The sequence below is a fragment of the Nocardia bhagyanarayanae genome, assembly GCF_006716565.1.
GTDB classification, from domain to species: Bacteria; Actinomycetota; Actinomycetes; order Mycobacteriales; family Mycobacteriaceae; genus Nocardia; species Nocardia bhagyanarayanae.
This window is the reverse complement of sequence record NZ_VFPG01000001.1, coordinates 4,833,589-4,846,783: the sequence shown is the minus strand read 5'-3', so window position 1 is coordinate 4,846,783 and position 13,195 is coordinate 4,833,589. Positions and strand designations below refer to the sequence as shown.

The 13,195-nt window shown below is 66.0% G+C and carries 14 protein-coding genes; 5 read left to right on the top strand and 9 right to left on the bottom strand.

Annotated features, from left to right (window positions below; translation table 11 throughout):
* Positions 1-7 precede the first annotated feature (7 nt).
* Entirely contained in the window at positions 8-1,153 is a 1,146-nt protein-coding gene (locus FB390_RS20895) for an acyl-CoA dehydrogenase family protein (RefSeq protein WP_141810446.1), read from the bottom strand.
* Positions 1,154-1,492: 339 nt separating this feature from the next.
* Between FB390_RS20895 and FB390_RS20890 the strand changes: the two genes are divergently transcribed.
* The gene (locus FB390_RS20890; RefSeq protein WP_141810445.1) at positions 1,493-2,848 is read left to right on the top strand and encodes a phenylacetate--CoA ligase family protein; all 1,356 of its coding nucleotides are present in this window, start codon (positions 1,493-1,495) and stop codon (positions 2,846-2,848) included.
* Between the two features lie 74 nt (positions 2,849-2,922).
* Positions 2,923-3,864: a LysR family transcriptional regulator gene (locus tag FB390_RS20885; protein ID WP_141810444.1), complete on the top strand. Its 942-nt coding sequence runs from the start codon at positions 2,923-2,925 to the stop codon at positions 3,862-3,864.
* Positions 3,865-3,876: 12 nt separating this feature from the next.
* Here FB390_RS20885 and FB390_RS20880 read toward each other — a convergent pair whose 3' ends face one another.
* The 7 genes from FB390_RS20880 to FB390_RS20860 form a co-directional block, all read right to left on the bottom strand.
* Positions 3,877-4,812: an alpha/beta hydrolase gene (locus FB390_RS20880; RefSeq protein ID WP_221639331.1), complete on the bottom strand. Its 936-nt coding sequence runs from the start codon at positions 4,810-4,812 to the stop codon at positions 3,877-3,879.
* 56 nt (positions 4,813-4,868) lie between these two features.
* A complete protein-coding gene (locus FB390_RS20875; RefSeq protein WP_221639330.1) occupies positions 4,869-5,888 on the bottom strand; it encodes an SDR family oxidoreductase in 1,020 nt (339 codons plus the stop codon).
* Positions 5,889-6,034: 146 nt separating this feature from the next.
* Positions 6,035-6,175, bottom strand: a complete 141-nt coding sequence (locus FB390_RS34335) for a hypothetical protein (RefSeq protein ID WP_246124366.1) — start codon at positions 6,173-6,175, stop codon at positions 6,035-6,037.
* A complete protein-coding gene (locus tag FB390_RS20870; RefSeq protein ID WP_246124137.1) occupies positions 6,112-6,357 on the bottom strand; it encodes a hypothetical protein in 246 nt (81 codons plus the stop codon). The genes FB390_RS34335 and FB390_RS20870 overlap by 64 nt, the downstream gene beginning before the upstream one ends.
* A gap of 43 nt (positions 6,358-6,400) precedes the next feature.
* Positions 6,401-6,538 (bottom strand): hypothetical protein, encoded by a 138-nt coding sequence (locus FB390_RS34330; protein WP_246124136.1) that lies wholly within the window; start codon positions 6,536-6,538, stop codon positions 6,401-6,403.
* Positions 6,539-6,562: 24 nt separating this feature from the next.
* Positions 6,563-6,943, bottom strand: a complete 381-nt coding sequence (locus FB390_RS20865; protein ID WP_246124135.1) for an alcohol dehydrogenase catalytic domain-containing protein — start codon at positions 6,941-6,943, stop codon at positions 6,563-6,565.
* A complete protein-coding gene (locus tag FB390_RS20860) occupies positions 6,940-7,782 on the bottom strand; it encodes an N-acyl homoserine lactonase family protein (protein WP_141810443.1) in 843 nt (280 codons plus the stop codon). The genes FB390_RS20865 and FB390_RS20860 overlap by 4 nt, the downstream gene beginning before the upstream one ends.
* Before the next feature lie 507 nt (positions 7,783-8,289).
* On the opposite strand from FB390_RS20860, the gene FB390_RS20855 reads away from it, so the two are divergent.
* Entirely contained in the window at positions 8,290-9,567 is a 1,278-nt protein-coding gene (locus tag FB390_RS20855) for an MFS transporter (RefSeq protein WP_141810442.1), read from the top strand.
* A 24-nt stretch (positions 9,568-9,591) separates the two neighbouring features.
* Here FB390_RS20855 and FB390_RS20850 read toward each other — a convergent pair whose 3' ends face one another.
* A complete protein-coding gene (locus tag FB390_RS20850; protein ID WP_185757109.1) occupies positions 9,592-10,239 on the bottom strand; it encodes a TetR/AcrR family transcriptional regulator in 648 nt (215 codons plus the stop codon).
* Between the two features lie 175 nt (positions 10,240-10,414).
* Between FB390_RS20850 and FB390_RS20845 the strand changes: the two genes are divergently transcribed.
* Both FB390_RS20845 and FB390_RS20840 read left to right on the top strand, forming a co-directional pair.
* A complete protein-coding gene (locus FB390_RS20845) occupies positions 10,415-11,977 on the top strand; it encodes an aldehyde dehydrogenase family protein (protein WP_141810440.1) in 1,563 nt (520 codons plus the stop codon).
* Positions 11,978-11,981: 4 nt separating this feature from the next.
* Complete coding sequence (locus FB390_RS20840; protein WP_141810439.1) at positions 11,982-13,175, top strand: CaiB/BaiF CoA transferase family protein; 1,194 nt, start codon at positions 11,982-11,984, stop codon at positions 13,173-13,175.
* The last annotated feature ends 20 nt before the right edge of the window (positions 13,176-13,195 follow it).

Sequence of the window (13,195 nt, the reverse complement as noted above, 5' to 3'; positions counted from 1 at the left end):
GTGCGGGTCAGAGGCGCATGGACTTGGCGATGATGGTGCGCTGGATCTGCGAGGTGCCGCCGCCGATGGTCGACTGCACGCTCTCGCGCAGGTACCGCTCCATGTCGGCCTCGGGCAGGTTGGCGTAACCACCGAGGATCTGCATGCCGTCGAGGGCGCACTGCTTGAGCGTTTCGGAGCCGTAGAGCTTGGCCATCGAGGTCTCGCGGGCGGCGGGCAGACCGGCGGCCTTCATCTTGGCGGCGCGGTAGCAGAGCAGGCGCGCGGCGTCGACGCGGGTCTGGTTCTCGGCCAGCATGTGCTTGAGCACCTGGAACTCGTAGATCGGCTTGCCGAACTGGATGCGCTCGTGGGCGTACTTGTTGGCGGCCTTGACCGCTTCCTGGGCGTTGCCGACATAGGCGGCGGCGACCGCGCAGCGCTCGAGCTCGAGGTGGTCGGTGATGATCTTCCAGCCCTGCCCGACCTCACCCAGCAGCGCGTCGGCGGGTACGCGGACCTCGTCGAGGAAGATCTCGGTCGTGCCGGTGGCGTGCCGAGACAGCGTCGGCAGCTTGCGGATGTCCAGGCCGGGGGTGTCGTTGGGGATCAGCAGGACCGACAGGCCGCCGTGCTTGTCGTCGGCGTCGGTGCGCACCAGCATCGCGATGACGGTGTCCTTGGCCGCGGCGCCTGAGCACCACAGCTTCTGACCGGAGACGATCCAGTCACCGTTCTCGTCACGACGCGCGCGGGTCTTGGTGTTGGAGGCGTCCGAACCGGCGTCGGGCTCGGAGATCGAGACCGAGAAGCGGATCTGACCGTCGATGAACGGCTTGACGTAGCGCGCCTTCTGCTCGTCGGTGCCGTACTTGAGGATGTTCATCGCGGTGAAGGTGGGCACGAGCACCGAGCAGGCGAAGTCGAAACCGAACTTGCCCAGCCCCTCGGCCATCAGCGAGTAGTCGAAGATGTCGCCGCCCGAGCCGCCGTCGGCCTCGTCGATGAGGATGCCGAGCCAGCCCTGGGCGGCGATCTTCTCGTAGGCCTCGTACGGGTACTCCCGGGCGATGTCACACTTGCGCACATACTCCACGGTGATCTCGTCGTCCATGAACTTGTTCACGGTGTCGAGCCAGGCTGCCTGCGCCTCGTCCAGGAAGTTCGAATTCATTCTTTGTGCTCCGTATGCGATGAGTTCAGATAATTGTTCGCCGAGCAGTACGTTAATTCCGCCCGTCCTATGCGCCAAGTGAGGATCTTCGAATTGCCCCTTCGGCAGCTCCGAATCCCCGAAGCCCACTTTCCCCCGAATCAGCAGGTCAGCAGAGCATATCCAGCGACAATTCGAGATTGACCAACGGACAGGGCGTTAGCAAGTGAAAAATTCCGAACCTACGATTCGAAGACAGCGAATTGAATAGAAACAATAGCCCAACTATGGTCGGGGAACAATCGTCGCCGGACGACAACGGTAGCGCGGCGACGTTGCAACGGCCATTCGGGAGTCATCATGAGAAGTGTTCCTTTCTCGGCGCGGTACTGGAGTTCTGTCGAGACCCTCTCGGCGCAGGAGGCGCGCCGGGTTCAGGACGAGCGGCTCCGCGAGCAGCTCGCATACCTGGCCGCGCACAGCGCGTTCTACCAGGCGAAGTTCGCCGAGCACGGCGTCGACATGGGCAAGATCGAGACCGTCGCCGACCTCGCCGGCCTGCCGTTCACCCAGAAGCAGGAACTGCGCGACAGCCTCGCGTCCGCACCGCCGCTGGGCACCCATGTCGCCGCCGCCGATGCCGACATCGTCCAGATTCAGGCGTCGTCGGGGACCACGGGCTCACCGTCCTATGTCGGTCTGACGGAAAGCGACATCCGTACCTGGAGTGAGCTGGGCGCACGCGCCCTCTACGCCAACGGATTCCGGCCCGGCGATCGCCTGCTGCACGGATTCGGCATGAGCAAAGGCTTCGTCGGCGGACTGCCGATCGTGCAGATACTGCAGTACATGGGCATCGTCGACATCCCGATCGGCGCGGAAGCAGGCGCCGAGCGACTGCTGCGCGTCCAGGCCGATCAGCGCCCCAACGCCCTGATCGGCACTCCCTACTTCCTCACCCATCTGGCCGAGCAGGCGCCGCAGATCGTCGGCCGCGCCGCCGCCGAACTGGGTGTGCGCGCGATCAGCGTGGGTGGCGAGCCCGGCGGCGGACTGCCCGCGGTGCGCGAGAAGCTCGAGTCGCTGTGGGGCGCCACGGCACGGGAAATGTTGGGCGGCACCGACATCGCGTGCACCTACTGGGGCGAGTGCGAGGTCGGTGACGGCATGCACTTCCTGTCACCGGATCTGATGGTCGCCGAGCTCATCGACCCCGAGACCGGCGACCAGGTGACGCCCGTAGAAGGTGCCAGTGGTGAACTCGTCTACACCGCGCTGCGCCGCCAGGCCTCTCCCCTGCTGCGCTTCCGCACGCGCGACCATGTGGTCGTCACCGGCACCGATTGCGCGTGCGGCCGAACGGGCTACAAGGTGCGCTGTGTCGGCCGCACCGACGACATGCTGATCGTGCGTGGCATCAACCTGTTCCCGTCCGCGGTCAAGGAGCTGGTCATGGAACTGGCGCCCGCGACGACCGGCGAGATGCGCATCCGCGCCGACTTCGAGGGCCACTCCACCCAGCGTCCGCTGCCTCTGGTCGTGGAATACGCACTGGACCTGACCGCCGAACAGCGCGACGATCTGCGCACCACCATCGAAGGCCGAGTGCGCTCAGCGCTCAACGTGAAGACGACCGTCGAGCTGGTGCCCGACGGCACCCTGAAGCGGCCCGACCACGTCAAGGTCGCCCTCATCGAGCGGGTGCCGACCACCTGAATGCCATATTAAATATTCTCCACAGAGTCCTACTATGATCGGGAACACCGGTCAGGCCCGACAGCGGAGGTGATATGGGCACGCTCAACCGGTTGCACCTGATCAGGCAGGTCGACCTGTTCACCTTGCGCCTGTTCCTCTCCGCGATCGAGGAACAACAGATCGGTCTGGCCGCGATCCGGGAGAACATCGCCGCGTCCACCGCGACCAAGCGCATTCAGGTCCTCGAGAACATCGCGGGCGTCAAGCTGCTCGAGCGCACCCCCAAGGGGGTGGTGCCGAGCCCGGCGGGGGCGATCCTGGCCCGCCACGCCCGGATGATCTTCGACAGTCTCGACGACATGCGCACCGAGTTCGCCTCGCTCACCGAGGGCGTACAGGGCGAGTTGCGAATCGTCTCGGCCCGGTCGGTGATCGTGCCGTTCCTTGCCCGCGAGCTCGGCGAGTTCAGCCGCGAGTACCCGCTGGTCGACCTGGTGGTGCACGAGGTGGAGAATGCCGACATCGTGCAGGAGGTCGCCCGCGGCGAGGCAGATCTGGGTGTCTTCGCCTCGGCCTACGGTCTGGACCTGGACGGTGTGGAGGTGACCCCCTACCGCCGCGACCGCATCGTCGCCGTGGTTCCACTCGACCACCCGCTCAGCGGACAGACCAGCGTGACGATCCGAGACCTGGTGCCGGAGAACCTGATCGCGCCGCGCGCGCTGATCGGTGCGCTGCGCGCCGCCGCGCAACGTATCGGTGAGGACTACGCGCCGAAGCATGTGTTGCGCAGCGGTGGTTCCGCCATCAGCCTGGTACATGCCGGGCTCGGCGTCACAGTGCAACCGGAGTGCCTGGTCGGCCACGAATGGACCGGCCGCGTCGCCGTTCTGGAACTCGCCGAACCCTGGGCGGCGCGCCGGATCCACCTCGCCACCGCCCGCGGCCGCGAATTCAGCCCGGCCACAAAGGTTCTCATCGAGCAGCTGCTGACCCGGCCGATCGACGAGGACCAGCTGGAACCGGACCGGTGAGCCGGCGGTCCGTCAGAGGTGCTTGGTGAAGAAGGGCACGAGGCGGTCCAGCGCTTGCGATACCGCTTCGGGCTGGTCGTAGAGGTCGTAGTGCGTCACGCCCTCCAGGACGACGAGTTCCTTGTCCTTGGACGCGGCGCGCTGGTAGAGCTCGAACGCGTCGCGGTAGGCGCCGAAGGCGCCGGGCTTGTCGCCGACGACGAGGCACAACGGCTGGGTGAGCAGGATCTCCGCGCGGGTGTAGGCGTCCCAGCCGACGAGGCGCGCCTGCCGTGAGAACAGAAAGCTGGTGCGGCCGTTGGGTTTACGCCCTCTATCGGTCTTGTAGTACTCGGTCGCCTCGACCAGGTCGACATCCGTCAGACCTGCCTGCTCGGCGGCTTCCGGAGACGGTGGCAGCAGATCGTTGACCTGCTCGTCCTTGCCGCGAGCCTCGGCGGTGCGCTGCGCGGCCATCGCTTCGAGCGCACCGAGCGGGTCGTACTCGGTGAAGCCCTCGAGCATTCGCCGCCCGACATTGGCGCCGGTCACCGTACCGAGGGCTTTGATGCGTCGTTCGGTCATGGTGGCGCTGACGGCATAGCCACCGCCACCGCAGATGGCCAGTACACCGATGCGGTTCTCGTCGACCCAGGGCTGGGTGACCAGATAGTCGATGACGTAGCTGAAGTCCTCGGCACGGAACCCGGGGTCCTCGATCAAGCGCGGTTCGCCACCACTGTCACCCTGAAAGCTCGCGTCGAAGGCGATCGCCACGAACCCCCGCTCGGCCAGCGCGGTGGCGTAGATATTGCCCGAGGTCTGTTCCTTGCAACTGCCGGTCGGATGGGCACTGATGATCGTGGTGTACTTCCGTCCGGCGTCGAATTCCGGCGGATAGTAGATATCTGCCGCGAGGTCCCAAGCCAGGGCCTTGATTCGAACGTTTTCGATGTTGTCGGTTGTCATGAGCTTCCTCTCTCGTCGGGTGAGATTCTCGGATCGTCCGCAGTGGGCGTCAGTTGTTACGCGGCAGACCGCGCGCGGGCGGCCCATCGTGTTCCCAGTCCGCCCAGCGCCCCTGCCCAGAGCAGGCGGCGCGCAGTGGGATGGGTCGCCAGCCAGGTGTAAGGGCTGAACGGCAGCGCTTGTTTTCCGAAATCCCCTTGGACGCGTGCGTCCCCGCTCGGCTCGTAGAGATTGCCGTCGGTGTCGGTCGCCGCGTCCTTGGTTTGTTCCATCGGGATACCGAACTTGGCCAGCACGACGTCGGCCAGTCGCGGGGCGAGGTGCTGTGTCACCTTCATGAGCTTGGCCGCGCCACCCGCGTAGAGATCGCGGACCGGGTGGGTGGCGGCGAACAGAACGCACTCGGCGACCACCGCCGGGTCGTAGAACGGTGGAGCGCCCTTCGGCTTCACGTCCATCTTGTTGCGGCCGTTGTTGAAGAACGGGGTATTGATCGCCGCCGGTTTGATACTGGTGACCGAAATCGGTGTGCCCGCGGCTTGCAGCTCACGCCGCAGCGCGTCCAGCATTCCTTCGACCGCGTGCTTGGACGCGGCATAGGCGCTGTTGAGCGGCATCGAGATCACCGTCTCGCCCGATCCCACCGACACCAGCGCACCACCGCCCGCCCGCCGAAGATGCGGCAGTGCCACCTGGAAGCCGTGCACCTGTCCCATGAAGTTGACTTCCATCAACCGGCGGAACTCCTCGGGTGTGGTGTGCTCGAAGTCCGCGTAGACCACCACGGCCGCGACGGCGACCCATGTATCGATGCGACCGAACTTCGCCACGGCCAACTCGGCGACGCACTCGACCTTAGCCCGATCGCTCACATCGCAGACCGCATACACCGCCTCCCCACCGGCGTCCTCGATCTCGCGCACGAGCGTCGACAGCCCCGCTTCGTTGCGCGCCGCCACCACCACTTTCGTCCCCGCGGCGGCCAGCCGAAGCGCGGTCTCTCGACCGATCCCACTGGATCCGCCGGCAACGACGGCAACCTGCTGCTCGAGTGGTCGAAGCTTGATCCCTGACATCCGTGATCCCTTCAGTTCGGCTTCAAGCGAGAATTACGCATTATGCTTAGCTGGGCCCACGGTGCGTTTACCCGATTCGGCGACTCCGAATCAGCGGGCCGAGAACCCGAAGCGGCCTCCCGACGTGCACGGGAGGCCCCGGTCGATCAACGCTTGACGGGAGCGCGGTTGAACCCGGTGAGCAGCCCGTGACCGGCATCGACCGCGATCACGGCACCGGTCACTACCGAGGCCAGCTCGGAGTTGAGGTACAGCGAGGTATCCGCGACGACCTGACGGTCGAGCACCGACCTCGCCTCGAGGGCGTTGAAATGGTAGGTGCCTCGTCGAGATGAGCGCGGGTACCGCCGGAGCCGCCGGCGAACAGGTCGTAGGCCGACTCGGTGTCGATCATCGGAGTGTCGGCACCGGGACAGAGGGCATTGCACCGGATGCCGTGCGGTGCCAGCTCGAGCGCGATGTTCTTCATCAGCCCGATCACGCCGTGCTGGCAGAGACGTAGTGGGCGTAGTTCAGACCTCTGTCGTCGTCCCCAAGCCGGTCGGCACTCCACAGCCCACCAGGACGGCCACTTCGAGCGGAATCCAGGGATCGATCTTGATGATCGACCGCTCCATCACGGTGCCCCGTTCGGAGAAGGTGCCGAGCATGCAGAGGCTGCCGTAGTCGCGGCCCTACGCATCGTGGTAGCGGAAGCGGCCGTCGGAGAAGGTGCCGTTCATCGTGTCGGCGGCCATGTCACACAGACTCGACCGCCCGGTCGCGCAGTATCGGCACGAACCACAGGTCGGCACGAAGCTGCCGACGACGTGGTCGCCGGGCTGCGGCCGGGTCACGCCCGGTCCGACGGATTCGACGATCCCCGACCCTTCGTGGCCGAGGACGATCGGTGTGCGACCTCCGAGAAATCCCGTCGACGAAGTGGTAGTCGGAATCACAGAGTTCCGAGGCGACGAATTCGACGTGGACTTCACCGAAACTTGGTTCGCCGACTGCAACTCGCGCAACTCGAGCTCGGTGCTGCCCTCGTCGATAACCGCTGCCAGTGTCTTCACGCCGGCACGGAGTCCGCCGTGCGAGCCCGAAGCGTCGCGGCGCTGGTGATCTCCGAGCCGCCCGCTCGCAGCTCGGCCCAGTCCGTCGGATCGTGGCTGATCCACACCGTGGTTCCGGGCTGCGTGGACAGCAGTTTGATCTTCTGCAGCGAGCTGTTCTTGTTCGTGCGGTCGACATCGAACGGCATGCCGATGGTCAGGTCGACGTTGTCCCATTTGTGCGCGGCGTCGCTGGTGAGGACGAGGGTGCTCTCGTCGGGCATGCGCAACTTCAGGCCGAGGGTGCCCGGGGTGTGGCCGTGTAGTGAGAGCAGGGTGACGCTGCCGTCGCCGAACAGGTCGTGGTCGTATCGGGCGGGCACCTCGATCCAGGCGATCTTCTGCGCGGCCGTGATGTCGTCCTCCCGGAAGAAGGCCGCGTCGAGGTTCGACGGCGTCTTCGCGTAGCGCAGTTCGCCCGCGCCGATGAAACCCTGTGCGTGCGGAAAAAGATCGAGTCCACCGGTGTGATCGAAGTGCATGTGCGACAGCACGACCCGGCGGACGTCGCGGGTGGCGTAGCCGATGGATTCGATCTGCCGGTCGAGCCGGTAGGCCTCGGGGAAATCGATGTGGAACGCCGAGGCCAGTTCCCCGTACGCGGCAGCGGGATCGCCGGCGCCGGTGGTCGCCAGGCCCGCGTCGAACACCATCAGCCCTTCGTCGTGCTCGATCAGGAATGTCGGCGCGGGGATCGTCTCCTGCACGCCGCCCGAGCCGAGCATCAAGATGCCGCAGTCGACGGTGAGCTGAGGGGCGTCGAGCGCCCATACACGGCGAATCGTCTTTGTTGCTGCCATGAGGACTCCAATGTCTTGCCAGGTGGGACGCCGGGAATCTAGACGAGATCTCAGCATTAAATATTATGTACTTGCTCAGGTGAGTCAGCAGATCGAAGGCGAGGAGCCATCCTGACTGCCTGGTTTGTGCTGCGGATCACAGGACGGCATGGATACTATCGTCAGAGACATCGGAATTCAACAGATGACTAGATTGATGCTCTCGTCTGCACAAACAATCACACATCAGCCCCTGCGGTTGCCCTGAGCGCCGCTGTATCGCGCGGTGGGCCGCGACCCGTTACGCATCCAACAGATCTCCGCTCGGGACCGGTTTCACGAAAATACATTAAGTTTCATGCACTCCTTCGTATCCTGCTGCTGGGAGAAGCTCCTGCGGCCCCCTCGCCGACGGCCCCCGGTGCCCCCATTCCGCACCGCCACTCCCCCGAGCCCGTCGCCGGCCCCGACAGCCCGCGACGGCGCCCCGAGGAGCAACGTTCCTTCGCGCAGAACAAGAGAGATCCGATGAATCCACAGAAGTCTTGGGCAGCCACGATCGGCATGCGCCCCAATCAAATAGCAGTCGTCCTGTTCTGCGCGTTCCTGAACATGCTCGACGGATACGACGTCCTGGTGATGGGCTTCGCGATGCCATATCTCCCAGAGGGATTCGCGTCGAACGCCCAGAAGGGATATCTGGTCAGCGCCGCCCTGGCGGGCATGGCCGTCGGCGCGATCGGGCTCGCCCGCTTCGCCGACAGCTACGGGCGTCGCAAGCTCCTGATGATCGGTTTGGCGGTCAACACGATCGGGCTGGCGACCTCGGCCCTATCGACCAACTTCGAGACGCTGTTGCTCACCCGGTTCGTCACCGGTATCGCCATCGGCACGATCAGCGTGGTGATCATCGTGCTCGGCCAGGAGAGCGCGCCGGCGAATCGGCGCAGTATCGCGCTGGGTGTGGTCATGATCGGTTATCCGCTCGGCACGATGCTGGCCGGTTTCGCCGGAGCCGGGCTGCTCACATGGGTCGATGGCGCATGGCAGGGCATGTTCTGGATCGGCGCGGCATTCGGTGCCATCTCCCTGGTCGTCACCGCGGTCTTCCTCCGTGAATCCGACGAGTTTCTCCAGCGCAAGGCCACCGGCGAGCCGACGCGACACGTGGCCACCATCGCCGAAAGCCGACTGTTGGGCCAGACGCTGCGGACGCGGACGATCCTGCTGGCCGGTGGCTATTCGATGCTGACGGCCGCTTACTACTTCGTCGGCACCTGGACTCCGCAGCTGATCAAAAACGCCAGCGGGGATGCCGGCAGCGGTGCGATGGCAGGTATCATGATCGGCTTGGGCGCGGTCATCGGCGGCACCCTTTTCGGTGCGGTCGGCCTGAAATTCGCCGGCGCACGGATCGCCGCCGTCACCTCGCTGGTGGCAGCGCTCGCGATCGCCGTGTTCGCGGTGACACTGCGCGGCCCCATCGCATTGACCATGGCGGCCGTGCTCGGCGCGGCGATCTTCGCGGCGCTCACCGGATACACCGCGACGTCCACCGCCGTCTATCCCGTGCTCGCCCGGGCCAAGGGTTATGGCGTGATGATGGGAGTCGGCCGGGCCGGTGCGATTCTGTCGCCGATCGTCGCCGGCTACGCGTTGAGTGTGCTGACGCCGCGCTCGATGTACCTCGCGGTCATCGTTCCACTGACGATCGCCGCGATCGTCGCGTTGGTCCTGATGCGGGTACGTCCGCCGAGTGAACCCGAGCCCGCGACGCAGACATCGCGAGCGGCTGTCGCGGACTAGTGCCAGGCCGGTCGATGGAACCCGCTAGCCGGGATCGGCCACAAACATCCTGATCAGAGTCTGCGACACCTGGTCGGCGAATTCTTCGACCCCGAGATCACTGCCGGGCTTGAACCATTCGCCGATCAGGGCCAGCCCGCCCAATGCGAGATTCAACGTCACGTGCAGGCGATCGGCCGGAATAGCCTGTGGTGCGGTGACGAGTTCGTCGACCACTTCGCGGAAGATCGCGGTCTGCTCGCGCCGCAGCTCGTCGCGCCGCTGTTCGAGCGCGTCAATCGGCACCTGCACCTTGAGGAAGAGCGGGATGAACTCCGGGTATTCCCGCAGCGTGATGACAGCTTCCTCGCGGAACATAGAGCGGAGCCGGTCAAGCGGCGCACCCTCCGACTCGGCGATCACCCGCAGCCGGGGAAACACCTCGGCGGCCGCGTGCTCCATACAGCGCAGGAAGAGTTCTTCCTTCGATGGGAAGTAGTAGTAGAGGCTGGAGCCGCGCATGTCCAGCGCCGCCCCGATGGCCTCGAAATTTGTTGCCTCGTAACCATATTCGGCGAACAAGCGCGCCGCGGTATGTTCGATCAACCGAACGCGGCCGGCACGCTTTCGCATCGCCCGCGTCGTGGGTTCGGCACTGTGGACCGAATCGTTACCTGCGCGTGGCGCACCCATCGTCAACCTCCCTGTCGAACTCCGTGCGCCCGAGGCCATGACCGTCCCGACACCGCGGCGATTCTAACGAACCCGATGCCCCTTCTCGGGAAGCCGCTCACCCAACCGGAACAGCAGCCGGCGCCGTCGTGCCCGCACAGCGCGATTTCGGCCCACACAGGACCACTGACAAACATTGCACCTCCACAACATTATATATATTCTACACCGGGATAGAATTTCTGGCTTGCGCAGGAATCGCCTGGCCGGAACCGGGACAGACCACAGGTCGTCGACTGAAGGTGGAATAGTGAAAATCTCCGGAGTGGAGGTCGCCCATGCCGACGACGTGCTGGTCGGCGGCGCGCTCGGTCCCGCCATGGGCGACAGTTCGACCATCGTCGCGCCGGCCACCGGTGAGCCCGTCGCCATTGTCCGGCAGCCCTCCGTAGCCGACGCGCTCGCGGCGGTCGACGCCGCAGACACCGCGCGCGAGACCTGGGCCCGCACTCCCCTTCCCGAACGGATGGCCGCGACGGCTCGCTGGTTCGACCTCGTCGACGCGCGATCAGCCGAACTGGACTTGGTGTGGGCCGTCGAGGCGGGGATGCCGCTGCGTCATGGGCGCGCACTGCACCGGTTCGGCACCACTGCGGCATGGCGGTCCGCGCTCGACAAGGCCGAGGAGATGTTGAGCGAACAGCAACGGTCGTCCGAGCTGGGGCAGGTGCTGTTGCGCCGGGAACCGGTGGGCGTGGTGGTGGCGATCCTGCCCTACAACGGGCCCGTCGTCACGATCGCGTCCAAAGTGGTGCCCGCGCTGCTGGCCGGCTGTCCCGTCGTCATCAAGGGCGCGCCCGAATCGCATCTGACGATGGCGCTCGTCGCCGAGTGCGCATTGAGCGCGGGCTTCCCGGCAGGCGTGGTCAACATCGTCTGTGGTCCGGTGGAGATAGGTAAGGCATTGACTCGTGATCCCAGGGTCGACCTGGTGTCGCTGACCGGCGGGCATGTCGCCGCCCAGGACGTGCTGGCCGCGACCCACGGCCGCTATGCCCGGACCCAGCTCGAGCTCGGCGGCAAGTCTCCCGCGCTGATCCTCGACGACGCGCCGCTCGACCGGGCGCTGCGGGCACTGGTTCCCGGCGCGACGAACGGCGCGGGCCAGGTGTGCGCGCTGCTGTCGCGGATCCTGGTGTCCGAGCGCAGACACGACGAACTGATCGACAAGCTCCGGGCAGGCTGGGAGCGCTTGACCATCGGCGACCCGCTCGATCCGAAAACCCATCTCGGTCCGTTGATCAACGAGGCCGCGCGGCACCGCACCGAGAACTTCGTCGCCAAAGCCACGGCCGACGGTGCGCATCTGGTCACCGGCGGCAAACGGCCACCGCACCTTGATGCCGGGTGGTTCTACGAGCCGACGTTGTTCACCCACGTGTCCGAGGACGCCGAGCTGGTCCAGCGCGAAGTGTTCGGCCCGGTGACGGCGGTACAGGTGTACCGCGATCTCGACGACGCCGTGCGCCTGGCCAATGCGACCGTCTTCGGATTGTCGGGCGCGGTGTTCACCGCCGACACCGACCTCGGCATCGAGGTGGCGCGTCGGATCCGGGCCGGCGCGGTCGCCGTCAACACCTTCGGTCCCGCGATGAGCGCGCCGTTCGGCGGTGTTGGCGCGTCCGGATGGGGCCGGGAATCGGGCCCAGAGGGAATTCTCGGGTTCACCGAGCTCAAACAGATTCTCGTCGGGTCGTGAAGTCATGGATCGACCGACCTCGACCGAAAGGCAGTCTACGGGACCGTTGACCGGACTCAAGATCATCGAGCTGGCCGGGCTCGGGCCCGGACCGTGGTGCGGGATGCTGCTCAGCGACCTCGGCGCCGAGGTCCTGCGCATCGACCGGCCCGATGCCGTAGGTGCCCTGCGCACCGATCTGGGCGCGAGCAACGGGCGTCAGCCGGCCTTCGTCAACGATCGCGGACGACGATCGGTGGCCATCGATCTCAAACACCCCGACGGCGTGAAAACCGTTCTACGCCTGGTCGAACAGGCCGACGCCCTCATCGAGGGCAACAGGCCGGGTGTCACCGAGCGACTGGGCGTGGGGCCGGAGGCATGCTGGGCGCGCAATCCCCGCCTGGTCTACGGCCGGGCGACGGGGTGGGGTCAGGACGGACCTCTCAGTCAGACGGCCGGACACGATCTCAACTATCTCTCCTTGACCGGCCTGCTCGCCGCGATGGGCCCGCGAGGTGGTGCCCCCGCGATCCCGCTCAACCTGCTCGGTGACTTCGCCGGCGGTGGCCTGATGCTGGCCATGGGGCTGCTGTCGGCGCTGTGGGAGGCTCGCGGCAGCGGACGCGGACAGGTGGTCGACGCCGCGATGGTCGACGGCATCGCACTGCTCGGCGGCGTCTTCTACGGCCAACGGCAGGCAGGGATGCTCGAGCTCGAGCGCGGCACGAACATGCTCGACGGCGGCGCGCCGTTCTACCGCGTGTACGAAACCGCCGACGGTGGATGGATGGCGGTCGGCGCCATCGAGTCCAAATTCTTCGCCGAACTCCTCGACGTCCTCGGACTGGAACCCGAACTCGCCGATACCCAATGGGATCGCGCGGGCTGGACGTCGATGCGTGACCGGTTCGCGGAGGTGTTCTTCTCCCGCACCCGCGCGCAATGGGAAACCGCCTTCGCCGGGCGTGAAGCCTGCACCACACCGGTTCTCGACCTCGACGAAGCGCTGAAGCACGAGCATGCCCTGGCACGACACAGTTTCGTCCCGGTCGACGGCGTGCTGCAGCCCGCGCCCGCGCCGCGGTTCAGCCGCACCCCCGGCGGGGTCCAAGGTCCGTCGGTACCGGCGGGGACGAATACCACTGGCGCACTCCTCGACTGGGGTTTCGATCCACCCGAGCTCGACACCCTCCGTGCCGCGGGCGCGGTCCACTGAGAGACAAGGAACAACGAATG

What these genes read in the sequence shown, in the direction of transcription:
- FB390_RS20850 (WP_185757109.1), bottom strand. Translation starts at nt 10,239, where the DNA reads ATGGGTGCGCCACGCGCAGGTAACGATTCGGTCCACAGTGCCGAACCC.
- FB390_RS20885 (WP_141810444.1), top strand. Translation starts at nt 2,923, where the DNA reads ATGGGCACGCTCAACCGGTTGCACCTGATCAGGCAGGTCGACCTGTTC.
- FB390_RS20895 (WP_141810446.1), bottom strand. Translation starts at nt 1,153, where the DNA reads ATGAATTCGAACTTCCTGGACGAGGCGCAGGCAGCCTGGCTCGACACC.
- FB390_RS20875 (WP_221639330.1), bottom strand. Translation starts at nt 5,888, where the DNA reads ATGTCAGGGATCAAGCTTCGACCACTCGAGCAGCAGGTTGCCGTCGTT.
- FB390_RS20890 (WP_141810445.1), top strand. Translation starts at nt 1,493, where the DNA reads ATGAGAAGTGTTCCTTTCTCGGCGCGGTACTGGAGTTCTGTCGAGACC.
- FB390_RS34330 (WP_246124136.1), bottom strand. Translation starts at nt 6,538, where the DNA reads ATGCTCGGCACCTTCTCCGAACGGGGCACCGTGATGGAGCGGTCGATC.
- FB390_RS20855 (WP_141810442.1), top strand. Translation starts at nt 8,290, where the DNA reads ATGAATCCACAGAAGTCTTGGGCAGCCACGATCGGCATGCGCCCCAAT.
- FB390_RS20840 (WP_141810439.1), top strand. Translation starts at nt 11,982, where the DNA reads ATGGATCGACCGACCTCGACCGAAAGGCAGTCTACGGGACCGTTGACC.
- FB390_RS20870 (WP_246124137.1), bottom strand. Translation starts at nt 6,357, where the DNA reads ATGAAGAACATCGCGCTCGAGCTGGCACCGCACGGCATCCGGTGCAAT.
- FB390_RS20860 (WP_141810443.1), bottom strand. Translation starts at nt 7,782, where the DNA reads ATGGCAGCAACAAAGACGATTCGCCGTGTATGGGCGCTCGACGCCCCT.
- FB390_RS20880 (WP_221639331.1), bottom strand. Translation starts at nt 4,812, where the DNA reads ATGACAACCGACAACATCGAAAACGTTCGAATCAAGGCCCTGGCTTGG.